The sequence below is a fragment of the Paenibacillus sp. FSL E2-0201 genome, assembly GCF_037963325.1.
Taxonomy (GTDB): Bacteria; Bacillota; Bacilli; order Paenibacillales; family Paenibacillaceae; genus Paenibacillus_AQ.
This window is the reverse complement of record NZ_CP150154.1, coordinates 1,988,334-2,004,047: the sequence shown is the minus strand read 5'-3', so window position 1 is coordinate 2,004,047 and position 15,714 is coordinate 1,988,334. Positions and strand designations below refer to the sequence as shown.

Here is a 15,714-nt window from a genome sequence, read left to right as displayed (position 1 = left end):
CAATATTGAAAAATCCGTTTGAAATACAGAACTAAAATCAATTATTATTCTACCCATACGCCCCACATTAGTTCTGGAATGTTAATAGTTTCAATGATACACTGAGTGATAATAAGTGGTGAATTTTGACACAAATGTCTGAATACTATCAGGGGCGATTATTATGAACCGAGTTGTTGATCTCTTATATCATGAGTCTGATCAGGAATTAATCTATAATGCATTAGAGCGCACCTTGAAACCAGGTTATTTTTTTGGACCTCATTGCCATGAGAATCTGGAAATCTGTTTAATGAAAGAAGGAGAATGTGACATCATTATTAATGGTGAGAGGATTACCGTTCATAAAGGTGAAATAATGGTCATCTTCCCTCATATGATTCACTCTTTTCATGTAAAATCAGATCAAGAAGCCGTCTTCCTACAAGTTCACTTTTCTCCAGAAAACTTTATTGCAGCAGACCCCAAAGTAAATGAATATATCAGATTTTTACATTATATGTCAGATAGACATATAGCCTATACCTTCCATCCATATACGAAACAGATTCTTTCATGTGTGGATCGTATTTGCGAAGAAGTAAATACTGAAGTAAATATGTACCACAAGTCGCTAGCAAATATTTATATCTACGAATTACTGTTTCTATTATCTCGCGAGATTGAAAAAAGTGTTCGTAAAGTATTCAGAATAAATAATCCCATAGCAATTCGAGCTATCCATTTCATTAGACAAAATGTAGAAAACAATATCACACTAGACGATATCGCTAGCAACTGTAATATAACTACCCGATACCTATCGAAAATTTTCAAACAATACGTGAATATATCGGTGAACGATTATCTTTGTATCACAAAAATTGATAAAGCCATGAATTACATATGTAATACAGAACTCTCCATCACAGAAATATCCTCAAAACTCCAATTTTCTAGTGCACAATACTTCTCAACCGTATTTAAAAAATACAGCGGCGTTACTCCAAAGGAATATAAAAATCTTCGTACGAAGGATATCTAGTGTGTGTTCAAAAAGTACGGTTTTCAGCACCAAGAAGCTTGGATGAAGGTAGAAACTGAGGAGCGGAGCGTAGTGTTAGCTACGTGAGCACCGGAAGTTTCGCCTGAATTCAAGATTCGATGTCGAGTTCGCTCCTTGGAATACCTCGTGATCAAAAGCGGACTTTTTGAACAACCTCATATAGGTTAATAATTGTATCTATATAACAAAAAAAAATGAGCTTGCTCCGTCATAATCGACTTCGAGCACAGCTCATTTTCATTGTATATCTGTTATTCTTACTACCCAATGTTCATCCTGATGCTTACCGATTCAGCAAGCTTCCCACATACTTCAGCAGCTCATTGGCGCAAATTGGGCAATAATGGTGCCCGTCAATAAGTCTGGCGCATACCTCGTTGATCCGTTTGAGCTGGCTTTCATCCGGCGTTTTGGACGAGGTGGTAATTTTGACGATATCTTTGAGATCAGTGAATAGCTTCTTCTCAATCGCTTCCCGCAGGCGGTCGTGGTTGTTGTACTCAAATTTCTTCCCTTTGCGTGAATAAGCGGAAATCCGGATCAGGATCTCTTCACGGAACGCTTTTTTCGCATTCTCAGAGATACCGATTTGTTCTTCAATCGAACGCATTAACCGCTCATCCGGCTCCATTTCCTCATCCGTAAGCGGATCACGGATTTTGGACCAATTGCAGAAGGCTTCGATATTATCGAGATAATTCTCAAATAATGTCTTAGCAGATTCCTCAAAGGAGTAGACAAAGGCCTTTTGCACTTCGCTTTTTGCCAAAATATCATATTCCTTACGAGCAATGGAGATGAAGTTCAAATAACGCTCCCGTTCCTCTTTAGTAATCGATGGATGCTGATCCAGGCCGTCTTTAATTGCCCGCAGCACATCCAGTGCGTTCATGCACTGCAGATCACCTTTGATCAAAGCGCTGGAAATCCGGTTGATAACATACCGCGGATCAATTCCGGACATACCTTCATCTAAATACTCCGTTTGCATTTCCTTGAGATCTGCTTCTTTGTAGCCCTCTACCTCTTCACCATCATACATGCGGAGCTTTTTGATCAGATCCATGCCTTGTTTTTTGCTTTCTTTCAAACGGGTCAGGATCGAGAAAATCGCAGCGGCACGCAGCGCATGCGGTGCAATATGCACATGATTCATATCACTCTGAGCGATCAGCTTCGCGTAGATTTTTTCCTCTTCCGATACCCTGAGGTTATACGGAACAGGCATAACAATCATACGGGACTGGAGTGCTTCATTCTTTTTATTAGAAATAAACGACTTATACTCGGTTTCATTGGTGTGCGCAATGATCATTTCGTCCGCACTGATCAGTGCGAATCGACCAGCCTTGAAATTGCCTTCTTGCGTCAGTGACAACAGGTTCCATAGAAACTTTTCGTCGCATTTGAGCATTTCTTGAAATTCCATCAGCCCACGGTTAGCTTTGTTCAACTCTCCGTCAAAACGGTAAGCGCGTGGATCGGATTCCGAACCAAATTCAGTAATGGTCGAAAAGTCGATACTTCCTGTCAAATCGGCGATATCTTGCGACTTTGGATCGGATGGACTAAAGGTACCAATCCCTACCCGCTCTTCTTCTGACAAAATGACACGAGCCACTTTAACCTGCTCAATATCTCCTGCATATTCATTTCTCAGCCGCATCTGGCAGGAAGGGCACAAGTTGCCCTCAATACGCACACCGAGTTCCTTTTCAATCTCTGGACGAAGCTCCAGGGGGATCAAATGTAGCGGGTCCTCATGCATCGGGCAGCCCTCTATTGCATATACCGCACCCGCATCTGTCCGCGAGTACTGTTCCAAACCACGTTTAAGCAGCGTGACTAGGGTCGATTTCCCCCCACTGACAGGTCCCATCAATAATAAAATCCGTTTACGAACATCGAGTCTACGTGCTGCAGAATGAAAATATTCCTCGACTAACTTTTCGACGGCACGATCCAGTCCAAAAATCTCCTGTTCAAAAAACTTATAACGTTTGCGTCCGTTTATGTCCTCTACGCCATGCGACTTAATCATGTCATAAACGCGGGAGTGAGCGGTTTTAGCGGGAGAGGGGTCTTTTTTCAAGATTTCTATATACTGCTTGAAGGTCCCGCTCCACGCCAAACGGTCGTTCTCAGCCCGATACGAAGCTATTCGCTCAAAAATATCCATTGCTCGCTGCCTCCTCTTGCGCTCCTACTTGCTCTCCTACTTGCTCTCCTATAGCGTTAAAAAGTGTATTACATACCTATGCGGCAAGCGCGGAATAGTTGACCTCTTTTTTGCTGTGCTATAATAGAGAATCATGAAATCGCAGTAAAACCTTAATGGAAACCCGAAAATAATGGGCTACGGGAGTGACACTATGGCGGTACGACATGAAACGGAGCTGTATGCTCCTTTAAAGGTTTTTTTTGAAAAGCAAGGATACAGCATCAAGGGTGAGGTTCGGACTTGTGATTTGGTGGGGATCCGTGAGGATTTAGAGCACCCTCTAATCGTGGAGATGAAAAAATCGTTCAACCTGGCCTTGCTGCTGCAAGGGGTGGAACGGCTGAAGCTCAGCCCTACGGTCTATCTCGCAGTGGAACGTGTCCGTGATAAAAAAGGGGCGGTTAACCAGCGCTGGGGCGAACTTAGCGGACTTTGTCGCCGTCTTGGTCTCGGGCTGATCACCGTTGTTTTTTATAAGACCAAGGCACCGCTGGTCGAGGTGCTCGTTGAGCCGGACGAGACGCCGCCTGCCCAGCGCAGCAACAAGCGGCGGCGCGAGCGTCTGCTCTATGAGTTCCGCGAGCGCAGCGGAGACTACAACACCGGCGGCAGCACGCGCGTTAAGCTCGTGACGGCCTACCGCGAGAAAGCGCTGCGTGTCGCGCTTTCTCTGCAAGCAGCGGAGGCGGAAGCCGCCGTCGCTGCCGAGAAGGCCGCTGCGAAGGCTTCGCTCGCAGCGGGCAAACGTGCAGCGGCGAGCACCGCTGCACAGGCTCCGGCGCTGAGCTCAGCGCCGGAGGGGCGTGCTGCCGGGGACACGGCAGCACGGGAGGCAGCGGCGGCTGGCACGCGAAGCGGTGCCCCTAGCGCTGCCTCAAGCGCACGCTCGGCCGGGATCACTCCGGCCGAGCTGCGGAAGCGTAGCGGCGTACCGAACGCCGCCGCTATGCTGCAGCACAACTACTACGGCTGGTTCCACCGTGTCAGCCGTGGGCGCTATACCCTGACCCCAGCCGGTCAGGCCGCGCTAGTGGAATACGCCGCTATAACTGGCGGCGTAACTCATAACAGCAATCATCACAGTAATTAGCTTGCCTATCGTAAGCAGTACTTTTTTTCGATTATAATCTTTTTGTTGGATTCTAATCCTTTACCCCCCAGTTCTAATCATTTACTCGGTCTTTAAACTTATTAATCTAATTCACACATAACATGTCTAACTAACGCCAAAAAGCATCCCATCTACGGGATGCTTTTTCGTATGTCTAATCTTATTTGAATCCTATCTCTGTGCATGCATTCCATGTTCTTAACTTACCCACAACACACTAGTATCACTTACGTATCATGTCTTATTTCACTCATATCTCATTGGTATCTCATTCGTACCACATTCGAATTACATTCTTATCGCGTGTTTAACTCCCTCTTCCCACGTTCGTAAATCATTTTCATCACATTAGTAACTCATTCGTCCACATTCAGATTTCATTCGCGTTTGCATCTCACTCTTACCACGTTCATATCTCTGCGTACCTCATCCGGCTCTAAGTGACTGTACTTATTTGACTTATTTACACTCTCGAACACTAGCCTTATTACTAATTACCATTTTCTCTATTTACTTTAACATGCTACTCTTGCTGAATCATTCACATTAGAACCCTATACTACATTCAACATTCACTAATACTAAAACGTTCAAATCAAATTATACTTAAAAACACCATTCCGAAAAAGGCACACTAAGTTATTAGGGAAATCCTCCCTAATATTCTTCGATTCACACGCTAAAAACCGTATTTTAGGGAATTCCTCCCTGATTTTCGCCAGATTAACCCCTAAAACGGGGAATCCCTTAATTTTTTAGGGAGAAATTCCCTAAACAGTCCACTTTAGAGTTTAGATCGACCAGTTTTAGGGAGGATTTCCCTAAATAATCTCACATTTCGCACTTCATCTTGCCCAACTTGTAATTCTATCCTTGTTTTAGCTCTAAGGTGTCTTGTATTATGTTTGTTCATCCGTCAGCTTATCTGTCAGTCCGTATATCTGTCTTTTTGTCTTTACTATACATCTGTCCATGTATCTGTCTGTTCGTCTATCTATACATCTGTCCATGTATCTGTCTATTCATCCTTCTATGCATCTTTCCACAGTCCGTCTATTCATCTCTACGATAAATCCTCAATCGTCCTGACTCTTTATTCATTTCACTCATACTTCATCATTTTAATCATTTCATTCATAATTTTCATTCCACTACCTAACTCCGAGCCGTGAACTCCTTAACCGCCTCGCTCATTAAATTCATGCCGAGCAGCAGCTCATCCCGGCCGGGATGGCTGAAGTTAAGACGTATATGATTTCCGCTCCCATCCACACTACATAGCGGTCCCGGTAAAAATGCCACTCCCTTACCCAGCGCACATTTCAGCAGTGCCATAACATCCATCCCCTCCGGCGGAGATACCCAAAGAAACATGCCTCCTGACGGCAGATCGTAGGAGCTTCCCTTCCAAGCTGGACGTTTAAGCAGCTCCACCATCAACTTCAGCCGTGTGTTATATTCTCGATTCAGCTGCGCAATATGCTCGCGAAGATCAAAAGCGGTCACATCCAACAAATGATGCAAGAGCCGCTGATTTAATGCGCTCGATTGCCAGTCTGCCATCTGCTTGGCCGCAGCCATCATCCCGATCACTTCCCGGCTACCTGCTGCCCAGCCCGTCCGCAGCGCGGGCGCGACGGTCTTGCTGAACGAACCGATATATAATACGTGTCCGCCGTCACTTATATTTTCCAGTGCGTACAAAGATGGAAATCTTGTGGCCCAAGGTTCACCATACTTTTGAAAATGTAAATCACCATATGAGTCATCTTCTACAATCAGGATGTTATAGGCGATACAAAGATCCAGCACCTCACGCCGTCTCTCTAAACTCCATAGGATGCCGCTTGGATTCGTAAAGCTTGGTGTTGCGAACAGCATCTTTGGCTTATGCAGTTCAATTTGCCTCCGCAAATGATCTGGATCAAGCCCGTCCAAGTCACCCTCTACGGGAATAATAATGGCGCCTTGCATCCGAAGAGTTTGCAAGAATCCTGGAGATGTCGGATTTTCTACCAATACGCGATCTCCCGGATCAATATACACCCGCGATAACAAATCAATCGCTTGCTGGCTCCCCGTTGTTAGCAGAACTCCACCTTCAGTAACAGTTACCCCCTTTTCTCTGAGCCAATCCCCGGCAAGCCACTCCCGAAGTGGACCATACCCTGCAGGATCACCATATTGAAGTGCCCCTGCATCTGCAGATATCACCGTAGAGGCTGCTTCGGCAAGCAGCGATAACGGGAACAGTTCTTCCGCTGGTAATTCTTCAGCAAGCGATATCATGGAGCTTCTCCGTGTTTGGGTGCGAATACTTAGAAGCGGTGACGATAGCAGTGTGTGCGCGCGAGCAGAAAATTGGTAAAGCATGCGAAATCCCCCTTCCCTAGTACCAAGTAGAAATGGCTTGGTGATCCTCTTCCAAGGACAATTATCCATTCAACATGATATGCTTTCTTCTATTTCAAGAATATTCCACCTTTACCGTCATTATGTCGTATAGCTTGGGTTATGCGTAGATTTGCCTGTTTTGTCTTGAGAAGAGAGCAAATTTCTCAATGGCTTGCGCTCGCGTCGAAACATCAAGCTTCACATAAATTTTGCGCAAGTAATTGTCAATCGAACGACGACTTACTGCAATTTCGAGCGCTATTTTATCATAGGTAATCCCCTGTACGATTCGCTCCATAATAAACATCTCTGTCTGCGTCAATTGAAGAACATCATCCAGTCCTTTAGATGTCGAAATCGGCCAGGATCCTTTCTCTATCCATTCTAGCGGCATTGAAAGAAAACCCACTCGCAAACCCAGGATCAGCTGTAAAAGCTGATTAGGAGAAGCTCCTTTGGAGAATATCCCGCTCGCTCCCAGCTCTATGAGGGGTTGAAGCAGATCCCTGCCGTCTTCATCTGTCATCACGACAAAATGTGAGTTTGGTGAGCTTTTTTTCATATTTAACAGCACGCTCTCAATATTACCTTCAGGCATATGATAATCTGCCAGCACTAGCTCGGGATTCTTTTCCCTTACGATGGAAGCGCCTTCGTTCCAAGTTGAATACATTCCTAGAACCTTAAGCTCTCCTCCCTCTTCCAAAATCAATTTCGTCCCCAGCATACTTGTAGGATGACACCCCACAATAACCACCTGCCAAACCTTCATCATTAATGCCCAGACCCCCTGCTTTATATAATAATCCAGAAAGGAAAGCGCCGCAGCGTTTCCGGTTTAAACGCAAGCAAGGAAGTATGATGACTTGTCCGTTTATTCTCTAGCTGGTTACCTTGAGTACGTCTATCAGAATTCCAATCTATAGAAATTGTATCGCAGTAGTTTAATAGGATGCAATTACTTTTTCTAGTTTTCACACTCTCTTTCATTTTTGCGAAACTAGTCAAAGTCTGATAGAATGGGGACTTGAAAAAAAGACCAACCCGAGGTGATCAAATGCAACCGCTAGCGGAAACGTCCCCGGTACACTCGCGCCGTGCTGCTGTGAGAAGCGGCCCTTCCGTAAAATGGTTTTTACTGTTCTGGATCGTGATGATTGGAATTGGTGTATATGCTGTTTACAGCTACACGAACCATTTGAAGCAGCAGGTGCTGAGCGAACTTAGCACTCAGAGCCAGCAGCAGCTTACCGTTCTGAAGACCGACTATGAGTCAAAAATTGCCGTTCTGACCGAAGAGGTGAAGGAATTGCAGAATACTGTGCAAAGTTTTAACGAACTATTAACCTTCACTAAAGATAATGCTAGTGCCAAGACAGATAATAGTAATAAGCTATATACGCAATTGAACGAGGTTAACAAACAGTTAGAAGCTTTGAAGAAACAAATGGATCTGATCAAATGATGACGCCTGTCAAAAGAGTAAACCGTTTCTTTTTGCTTCTAACCGCACCTTTTCTAGGTTTACTGATATGTATGTGGTGGTATCGACCACCGATCGAGCTGGATCTTGATGTAGGACAATTCACACCTATCTCAGGGCCGTTGAATGAAACAGCCATACTAAAAAAAGATTTAGCCCTAGCTGAAGGCACTGTATCCTACACCATAGATGCAATCAGCGCCAGCGCCAAGCTATATAAAGGAACCACTGCTATGATGAATAAGCTGGTTGAAACAGCGCAGACGCAAGCTAGCCGTCCTGAGCTTATCTATAACCGCCGGATTTCTGCCAAGCTTGGAATCCCTTCTGAGATCCTTAGCAGCGACCGTATTAGAGTTGAGTTATATCGATTGAATCCAGGAAACTACAAAGCTTATGCTTTGAAAATCAAACTGAAGGATCCGACCGCTATGAAGATGAGCCTGGCGGAGACAGCCTCCGGTGCGGAAACAACTATGCATGCCGTACAGCGTAATGGAGCCATTGCTGGTATTAATGCAGGCGGTTTTGCAGATCAATCCGGAAAACGCTACCCGTTAAGCACGACTGTGGTTGATGGAAAGTATCTCAATGGTTTCGAGCCGACCTTCAAGGACCTCAGCTTCGTAGGACTGAACAAGTCCGGACAGTTAATCGGCGGAAAATTCTACAGTCGCGCACAGTTAGATCAACTTGAACCCGTATTCGGTGCAACCTTTGTGCCTGTTCTACTGAAGAACAACATCAAAGTGCCCATCCCTGAAAAGTGGAAAACCTCCCCCAATCGGGCGCCACGTACAGTTATCGGTAATTATAAGGATGATCAGCTTCTCATTTTTGTAGCAGATGGCTATAATGAGCTAGGTAGCTCTGGAGCACAATTAGAGGAAATTCAGAACAAGCTATATAACATGGGCGTGATGGATGCTTATAATCTGGACGGTGGAGGATCATCATCACTTATCTTCAACGGAAGAGTAGTCAACAAACCTTCGGACGGAAATCTTAGAGCTGTACCGACTAATTTCCTGTTTTTTGAATGATTATATTAAAATGTCTATGCAACATATCACATTTGCGTTTATTTTTATTGATTTGCAGGTTATAATCTTGATAACGAATACATTTGCTAATGGAGGTGCCAGTATGTCGTTCTCATTAACCTTTTGGATCGTAACGTTCGTATTTGTGTTATTTATGGCCGGCATCCTTACCTCATCTTACAACGACGACAAAACAAAAGGCTTATAAGCAAGAAGAAACGGTATTGCCGTCCTTTTTGGGGCGGTACCCGTTTCTGCGAAAACCAGCACGATTAATTTACGGTGTGAAATCTATATAAATTCTTATATTTATACTAATGCTTCAGAGGCTCTTGGCTTCTGAGGCATTTTTTGTATAAAAAAACTGCCGCATAAAGTAGACGATATCTACGAATGGGGCAGTTCCTTTATTTAGAAAACTATAGGCCGTCGAATTCTAAATGAGTAAATATGTACTTCCTAGGCGTGTCTCGGCAATTGGGTCATTTCTGAGAGGCATGCAGCGCAAATATAACGATCTTTATATTCACTTACACCTTCCATTGATCCGCAGAAAACACATTTTGGACGATAGCGCTCCAGGATAATATGGTCACCCTGTACCAAAATTTCAACCGGGTCGCCTTCATTCATCTGATACCTTTTACGCAGGGACTTAGGCAGAACAATTCTACCCAGCTGATCCACTTTGCGAACTACACCAGCAGGTTTCATATCTAACGTACACCTCTCCTGTTCAACTAATAATTTGTAGCTACTATTTATTTCGGCTCATTCATTATATTTCGTTATTAAAATGTCGAATCCTGCTGAAAAAAAACAAAAAAATTGTCTTTTTTCTAAACAAGATTCGGAAAATCCAGCTGTCGAAGGGCTTCATATACAATAATAGCCGCAGAATTCGATAAATTTAGCGATCTCACGGCATCACTCATTGGCATGCGCATTTTTGTTTCTTTTCCGGCTTCCAGAATTTCAGCAGAAAGCCCCTTCGTTTCTTTACCAAAGACAAAGAAATCTCCATCTTGAAAATCAAAATCACTATATCTCTTCTCAGCTTTCGTTGTTGCGTAAAAGAAACGTCCCTCGCTATACTTCTCGAGCACTTCAGCAAAAGAATCGTGATATTCAATGTTAACGGCATGCCAGTAATCTAATCCTGCTCTTTTCAATGTAGCATCATCTGTACGGAATCCGAGTGGGCGAACCAGGTGAAGATGAGTGCCTGTTGCTGCGCAGGTACGCGCGATGTTTCCAGTATTGGCCGGGATTTCCGGTTCAACTAATACGATATGGAGTGCCATTATATGGTTCCTTCCTCTCTAAAGGCTTGATAGCCAGATGTTTTATTCTAGTGCATAACCATAGCTTCTCCAAACAAACTGAAAACCTTCCACCCATAGGCGGAAGGTTTACGATAGAGTTCATTAACCTTGAGTTTGCCGGAAATGGTTCATGAAATCAGAAAGTGCCTTAACACTTTCGTAAGGAACTGCATTGTAAATGGAAGCGCGCAAGCCACCCACACTGCGATGTCCTTTTAAGCCGACAAAACCTTCCAGCTCAGCGGCTTTAACAAACCGTTTTTCGAGTTCTTCCGATTGCATCCGGAAGGTAACATTCATAATGGAGCGGCTGCTCTTCTCAGCAACACCACTGTAGAAGCCGTCACTTCCATCGATATGATCGTATAAGAGACCCGCTTTTTCAAGATTCTTGAATTGGATGCCGGCTAGACCGCCTTGCTCCTCAATCCATTTTAACACTTCGTTAACCATGTATACAGAGAAAGATGGAGGTGTGTTGTAAAGAGAGTTATTTTTATAATGAGTACTGTAACGCATAATTGTTGGAATGTTAGAAGGTGATTCTGCAAGCAATTCTTCTTTAGCGATAACCACAGTCACACCGGAAGGACCTAGATTCTTCTGAGCTCCAGCATAGATCATTCCAAATTGATTTACATCGATTGGACGACATAGAATATCACTAGACATATCTGCAATTAGCGGGATCGAACCAGCATCTGGGAATTCCGCATACTGCGTTCCTTCGATGGTCTCATTGGAAGTTACATGAAGGTAAGCCGCATTATCTGCAGCCTTGATCGAGCTTAACTCTGGAATCGCTACGAATTTCTTATCTTCTGAAGAACCGGCTACATGAGCGCCCCCGACCAATTTAGCTTCTTTAAAAGCCTTATCAGCCCAACTTCCTGTCATTACATAACTACCTACTTGGCCCTCAGAGATCAAGTTCATAGGAATCATAGCAAACTGTGTACTTGCTCCACCTTGTACGAACAATACCTTATAGCCCTTCGGATTGCCGAGGAGCGAAAGCAGACGTTCCTGCGCTTCATTATGCACGGATTCGTAGATTGCTCCACGGTGCGACATCTCCATGATAGACATTCCACTTTCTCGGAAATCAACAAACTCCGCTTGTGCGCGTTCCAGTACCGTAAGCGGCAATGCTGCCGGTCCGGCATTAAAATTGTATGCTCTCTTATTCAAAACTACTCCCCACCCTTTCTCTCCTATCAATATGGATATCGCTTATGATAGCAATAATCTTACACACCAGCAAGTATAATTATTCACATAAAGGCTTGGATTACTGCTTATTAAGATGTGAAAAAATGATAAGTTCGGCTCCAGGACTTGCTTTCATGCGGTAAAAGACTAATGTTCACAAAAACTTCAGGAGAGACCACATGACGTTCTCCCCATAGCGCCATTCGTGCTACTGGGAAATCTCCGCTTTCACGTAGTCCTGTTCCACTAGGCTTATGAACCAACTCCCAATTGAACTCGGCTTCCGGTCCTCCCCAGCCACTCAACTTGCAATAAAAGGACCGGTCTGGCTCTTCTGACCAAGTAAGGGTATTACCAGATACCTCTAGCAAATTGTTCGTGTATTGAGATTCCGGTTCCTCAACTTTGAGCCCATTCGGGAGGCGCAACTCAAAATCCGGACCTATATTTAAACCATCAATTCCAATAAAATTGTGGATGTACTCCTCGGTTTGGATTGACTTATTCCCTTTGTTATGCAATTCATATGCAATTTTTAATTGGTCGTCCTTTATAGAGATCGTTTTGGTCAAAAGCATCGCGTATCCATTACTTTCCATCGGTTGGATAATATATGAAACCGAATCATCCTTAACCTCCCTATCAACAGTAAAGGGGGTTAGTGGAAACTCGTTATGAAAGCTATAGCTCTGCGAGTCCTGCTTTTGTAACAGTCCGATTCCGGGCTTTGGAAACCAGCCTCCAATCGGTGCTTCATCATACCCAATTGCCCGGGAAATGCCAAACTCGTTGCACAGTCCACTTCCGCCAGTACCTTCGCCTTCCTTCAAGCTTTCTGGCACACAAAAAGTATGCTTACCTTTTTCTAACGTAACTTGTGTGATAAACCCCGTCCAGTCAAAACGAGTCCCTTTATATGCTTCTCCAATATCAGCGATATCTACAGATAATACGCCATTTGATAGCTTGCAGCCCATCCTTCACACGCCCCTTTAATCATTCAACAAATAAATTAGCCCCATTATATCATCTATGAAGAAGCTTAGTTTTTATATTTTTTCAAAAAAAGTCTGCAGCCGCTATACTTAACGGTGCAGACGCTTTTAATAAAATCTAGTTATGATTACGCCAAAGTCACTTCAATCACGTGACGCTTCTCTGTCTGCAGAGCGAGTAGATCTTCACGCGGAATAATCGCACTCCCTGAGCCGCGCTGCAGCGTCACCTCACTGCCATTTAAGGTAACGGAGTGTATTTGGTACTCTCCGTAATTAAAGCTTCCTGTGGCTTTATAGACCACTTCAAACTCACGATCTGCAAAGATCGTCTTAATGGATGCTTTCCCCTCGGAATCAAATTGTTCTTTTACTAGCTTAGGTTCTAGCAATAAATCGCCCAGTTTACCCTTCACACCAAATACTTCAGTGACCATGGTTAGCAAGAGCCAGCTTGCCGAGCCTGTTAGATATGTGTACATTCCTCTGCCTTGCTCGTTAATATATTCAGGAATCCCTGGATAGATACGAGCTTTTGCGAAATCTGTACTCAAGTTGTAAAGAGATTCGAGAACCTTATGACCTTCTTTTACATAACCTCGTTTGTACAACGCATTTCCATACATGATCGTCATGTGACTGAACATGGCCCCATTTTCTTTATGACCAAATGCAAAGCCGAAAGCACGACCCAGATTCTGCTGAATCCCTCCGAAACGGGAATTAAGCCTGTATCCGATCTTGTCATCTAGTAGATTACGATCTACAGCAGCAATAATGTGTGGAATTTGCTCCGGAGCTGCTGCATGACCCATAAGCGGGAATACTTGACCCGTAAGTGTCATCCGAACGCCTTCAGAAAATTCTCCCTCTACCCGTTCACCATCGTTATTATAATAACCGTTAAACCAGCCATCGCCATTCTCACTCTGTACCCACTCGTTGTTGCGCAAATGATTAAATATCCATTCCGCTTTTTGTTCCAGATCATCAGCCACTTTTTCAATATCTAGAGATACACGAACTCCACTCACCTTATTTGGTGCCGCGGCATAATATCGATCCAATCTCTCATGCTTGCCTGATATAGAACCGTAATCCACACGCTCGTTAAGCGTATCCAGCAACAGCTGCATCTCTTCTGCCAACTCAACCTTTTCCTGCCCTTTAGAAGTCTTAAGGGTACGCAGCATCCGAGAAATATCTAATAGATTGCTAGCATAGAAAGATGTAAAAGCCACACTCTCTCCGCGATCCGCACCCATATCGAGACCATCATTCCAGTCCGCACCTTCGAGCAGGATATTATTATGTTCCCCTACATTAAAGAACGGAACCAGGTTTTGCAGCAAAATATGTTCCAGAATTGTACCTTTGTAGATTTCCCCAGAAGCTGTTCTAAGATCACTGCCTGCAGAGGTATCCCAAGAAGTATCACGTTCCTTACAACGACTCATAAAAGTATCCCGGAAATAAGTCTGTTCTTGCAACAAGAAATCAAGATCACCACTCTGATCCAAATAGAGCATCGTTGTTAAGAACGGCCAGGCCCCATGATCCATCCATACTCGAGGAATATTGTTACGGTCAGCAATAAATTCGCCTGGTTGTTGACCGATAATAGTTGCGTTACTGCCGTCAATTCTCACACCAGCGTAATTATTGAAGAGTAGGCTGCGAACTTCGGCAGGTTCCATAATAAGCAGTGCCAGACAGTCTTGCCAAAGATCTCGCCAGCCACGTCCGCCCCTTCCATAATCATGATATGGTAAGAAGGAGTTACCATAGAGTCTTCTAAGGACCGGTTGAATGGTTACCCATTTCATCCATTGATCCGCATCAGAATCACCGGTATGGAATTCAACCATATTCACTTTATCTGCCCAGAACGCTTTAGTCTCCTCTAGGAGTTGATCAAAAGCTTCAGATGCTCCATATTTATTCATCAACGCTTCAACGTTAATTCTATCATTATCAATTGCCATAACTACGACATATGAATGTTTTTCACCAGGAGACAAGGTAATTGAGGCAAACCGGAGGCCACCGACTGCTTCATAACCCTCTCTATCCACGCCTCCACCTTTACTGATCTCTGGCGTAGTATTCAGAATAACCGCTTCTGGCCAGTCAAGACTTCCACCTTCGCCGATGAATTCCTCTTGAATCGGGAAGAAACCAACAGGCTGACTTCCGTCACCTTCCGCTCCAAATACACCGTAAGAGGTATGGTTAACGCGATGACCACGTTCATCGAAAGAAAGTGCAGGCTGAACCTCAACACCATATGCTGAAGTGTAAATCCGGTTCAGCAAGGATGTTACATGTCTGTGATCCCGCAGATCATCTGCGGAACGGGCATACAATGGAACTACAGCTGTTGGTGTAAGAGTAAACTTCTCTGTTCCAATGTTCGTCAATGTAACTTTCATTAGTTCTACCTTGTCGTTACCTCTAGGTACGAAGCTAGTAATCTCAGCTGTGACACCCATCTCAGAGTTACTGCGAGTGACCCGATGCCATAGAAAACCAGCCTCAAGCACTGCTTCATCAGCAGATGAAGTGTAGAACGCTGCATTTTGCTTAGCCGAATTTCCTGCTGCAGACCAAGCACCCTTGCCTTCGACGTATACCCAGAAATTACGTGAAGCACGGGAATTATGCAAATCTTCAACAGATAATGGCGGTGTTAAAAATGTATTATGACCTGTCGTCGCCTGTCCATGAAGTTTAGGAGTAACGGTCGACATCATCCCCCCCTCATTTACTAGAGGGAAGTATAAGAAACTACTGTGATCCGGTTGCTGAAGCTTGAACTCCCCATCCTTTCCAGTGAATTCAAAGCCATGAATTTTTTTACGGTCCATTGTCCCCATCCTCTCATT

General features: G+C 44.2%; 12 protein-coding genes. 4 read left to right on the top strand and 8 right to left on the bottom strand.

The window, feature by feature from the left end; all coding sequences use genetic code 11:
• Positions 1-163 precede the first annotated feature (163 nt).
• The gene (locus NSU15_RS08795; protein WP_042125692.1) at positions 164-1,024 is read left to right on the top strand and encodes an AraC family transcriptional regulator; all 861 of its coding nucleotides are present in this window, start codon (positions 164-166) and stop codon (positions 1,022-1,024) included.
• Positions 1,025-1,328: 304 nt separating this feature from the next.
• Here NSU15_RS08795 and NSU15_RS08790 read toward each other — a convergent pair whose 3' ends face one another.
• Positions 1,329-3,224 carry a PrkA family serine protein kinase gene (locus tag NSU15_RS08790; protein WP_042125690.1) on the bottom strand — a complete coding sequence of 632 codons (1,896 nt, stop codon included), beginning with the start codon at positions 3,222-3,224 and terminating at the stop codon, positions 1,329-1,331.
• A gap of 193 nt (positions 3,225-3,417) precedes the next feature.
• Between NSU15_RS08790 and NSU15_RS08785 the strand changes: the two genes are divergently transcribed.
• Complete coding sequence (locus NSU15_RS08785; RefSeq protein WP_339289930.1) at positions 3,418-4,356, top strand: DUF2161 family putative PD-(D/E)XK-type phosphodiesterase; 939 nt, start codon at positions 3,418-3,420, stop codon at positions 4,354-4,356.
• A gap of 1,176 nt (positions 4,357-5,532) precedes the next feature.
• Here NSU15_RS08785 and NSU15_RS08780 read toward each other — a convergent pair.
• Together NSU15_RS08780 and NSU15_RS08775 are read right to left on the bottom strand one after the other, a co-directional pair.
• Complete coding sequence (locus NSU15_RS08780) at positions 5,533-6,750, bottom strand: PLP-dependent aminotransferase family protein (RefSeq protein ID WP_042125685.1); 1,218 nt, start codon at positions 6,748-6,750, stop codon at positions 5,533-5,535.
• A 139-nt stretch (positions 6,751-6,889) separates the two neighbouring features.
• On the bottom strand, positions 6,890-7,546 hold the full coding sequence (locus tag NSU15_RS08775) for a response regulator transcription factor (protein WP_042125683.1): 657 nt from the start codon (positions 7,544-7,546) through the stop codon (positions 6,890-6,892).
• A 282-nt stretch (positions 7,547-7,828) separates the two neighbouring features.
• Between NSU15_RS08775 and NSU15_RS08770 the strand changes: the two genes are divergently transcribed.
• Positions 7,829-8,236, top strand: coding sequence for a hypothetical protein (locus NSU15_RS08770; protein ID WP_042125682.1), 408 nt, complete (start codon positions 7,829-7,831; stop codon positions 8,234-8,236).
• Positions 8,233-9,297 (top strand): phosphodiester glycosidase family protein, encoded by a 1,065-nt coding sequence (locus NSU15_RS08765; protein WP_156114754.1) that lies wholly within the window; start codon positions 8,233-8,235, stop codon positions 9,295-9,297. The genes NSU15_RS08770 and NSU15_RS08765 overlap by 4 nt, the downstream gene beginning before the upstream one ends.
• A 459-nt stretch (positions 9,298-9,756) precedes the next feature.
• On the opposite strand, the gene NSU15_RS08760 is transcribed toward NSU15_RS08765, so the two are convergent.
• The 5 genes from NSU15_RS08760 to NSU15_RS08740 form a co-directional block, all read right to left on the bottom strand.
• Entirely contained in the window at positions 9,757-10,011 is a 255-nt protein-coding gene (locus tag NSU15_RS08760; protein WP_039871533.1) for an AbrB/MazE/SpoVT family DNA-binding domain-containing protein, read from the bottom strand.
• A gap of 125 nt (positions 10,012-10,136) precedes the next feature.
• Complete coding sequence (gene trmL / locus NSU15_RS08755; protein ID WP_042125678.1) at positions 10,137-10,601, bottom strand: tRNA (uridine(34)/cytosine(34)/5-carboxymethylaminomethyluridine(34)-2'-O)-methyltransferase TrmL; 465 nt, start codon at positions 10,599-10,601, stop codon at positions 10,137-10,139.
• Between the two features lie 123 nt (positions 10,602-10,724).
• Complete coding sequence (gene serC, locus NSU15_RS08750) at positions 10,725-11,813, bottom strand: 3-phosphoserine/phosphohydroxythreonine transaminase (protein WP_339289927.1); 1,089 nt, start codon at positions 11,811-11,813, stop codon at positions 10,725-10,727.
• A gap of 110 nt (positions 11,814-11,923) precedes the next feature.
• Entirely contained in the window at positions 11,924-12,811 is an 888-nt protein-coding gene (locus NSU15_RS08745) for a hypothetical protein (RefSeq protein ID WP_339289925.1), read from the bottom strand.
• A 146-nt stretch (positions 12,812-12,957) separates the two neighbouring features.
• Positions 12,958-15,696, bottom strand: a complete 2,739-nt coding sequence (locus NSU15_RS08740; RefSeq protein WP_339289924.1) for a cellobiose phosphorylase — start codon at positions 15,694-15,696, stop codon at positions 12,958-12,960.
• Positions 15,697-15,714: the final 18 nt, after the last annotated feature.

Coding starts and splice junctions, on each gene's coding strand:
- NSU15_RS08795 (WP_042125692.1), top strand. CDS start 164: ATGAACCGAGTTGTTGATCTCTTATATCATGAGTCTGATCAGGAATTA.
- NSU15_RS08790 (WP_042125690.1), bottom strand. CDS start 3,224: ATGGATATTTTTGAGCGAATAGCTTCGTATCGGGCTGAGAACGACCGT.
- NSU15_RS08785 (WP_339289930.1), top strand. CDS start 3,418: ATGGCGGTACGACATGAAACGGAGCTGTATGCTCCTTTAAAGGTTTTT.
- NSU15_RS08780 (WP_042125685.1), bottom strand. CDS start 6,750: ATGCTTTACCAATTTTCTGCTCGCGCGCACACACTGCTATCGTCACCG.
- NSU15_RS08775 (WP_042125683.1), bottom strand. CDS start 7,546: ATGATGAAGGTTTGGCAGGTGGTTATTGTGGGGTGTCATCCTACAAGT.
- NSU15_RS08770 (WP_042125682.1), top strand. CDS start 7,829: ATGCAACCGCTAGCGGAAACGTCCCCGGTACACTCGCGCCGTGCTGCT.
- NSU15_RS08765 (WP_156114754.1), top strand. CDS start 8,233: ATGATGACGCCTGTCAAAAGAGTAAACCGTTTCTTTTTGCTTCTAACC.
- NSU15_RS08760 (WP_039871533.1), bottom strand. CDS start 10,011: ATGAAACCTGCTGGTGTAGTTCGCAAAGTGGATCAGCTGGGTAGAATT.
- trmL (WP_042125678.1), bottom strand. CDS start 10,601: ATGGCACTCCATATCGTATTAGTTGAACCGGAAATCCCGGCCAATACT.
- NSU15_RS08745 (WP_339289925.1), bottom strand. CDS start 12,811: ATGGGCTGCAAGCTATCAAATGGCGTATTATCTGTAGATATCGCTGAT.
- NSU15_RS08740 (WP_339289924.1), bottom strand. CDS start 15,696: ATGGACCGTAAAAAAATTCATGGCTTTGAATTCACTGGAAAGGATGGG.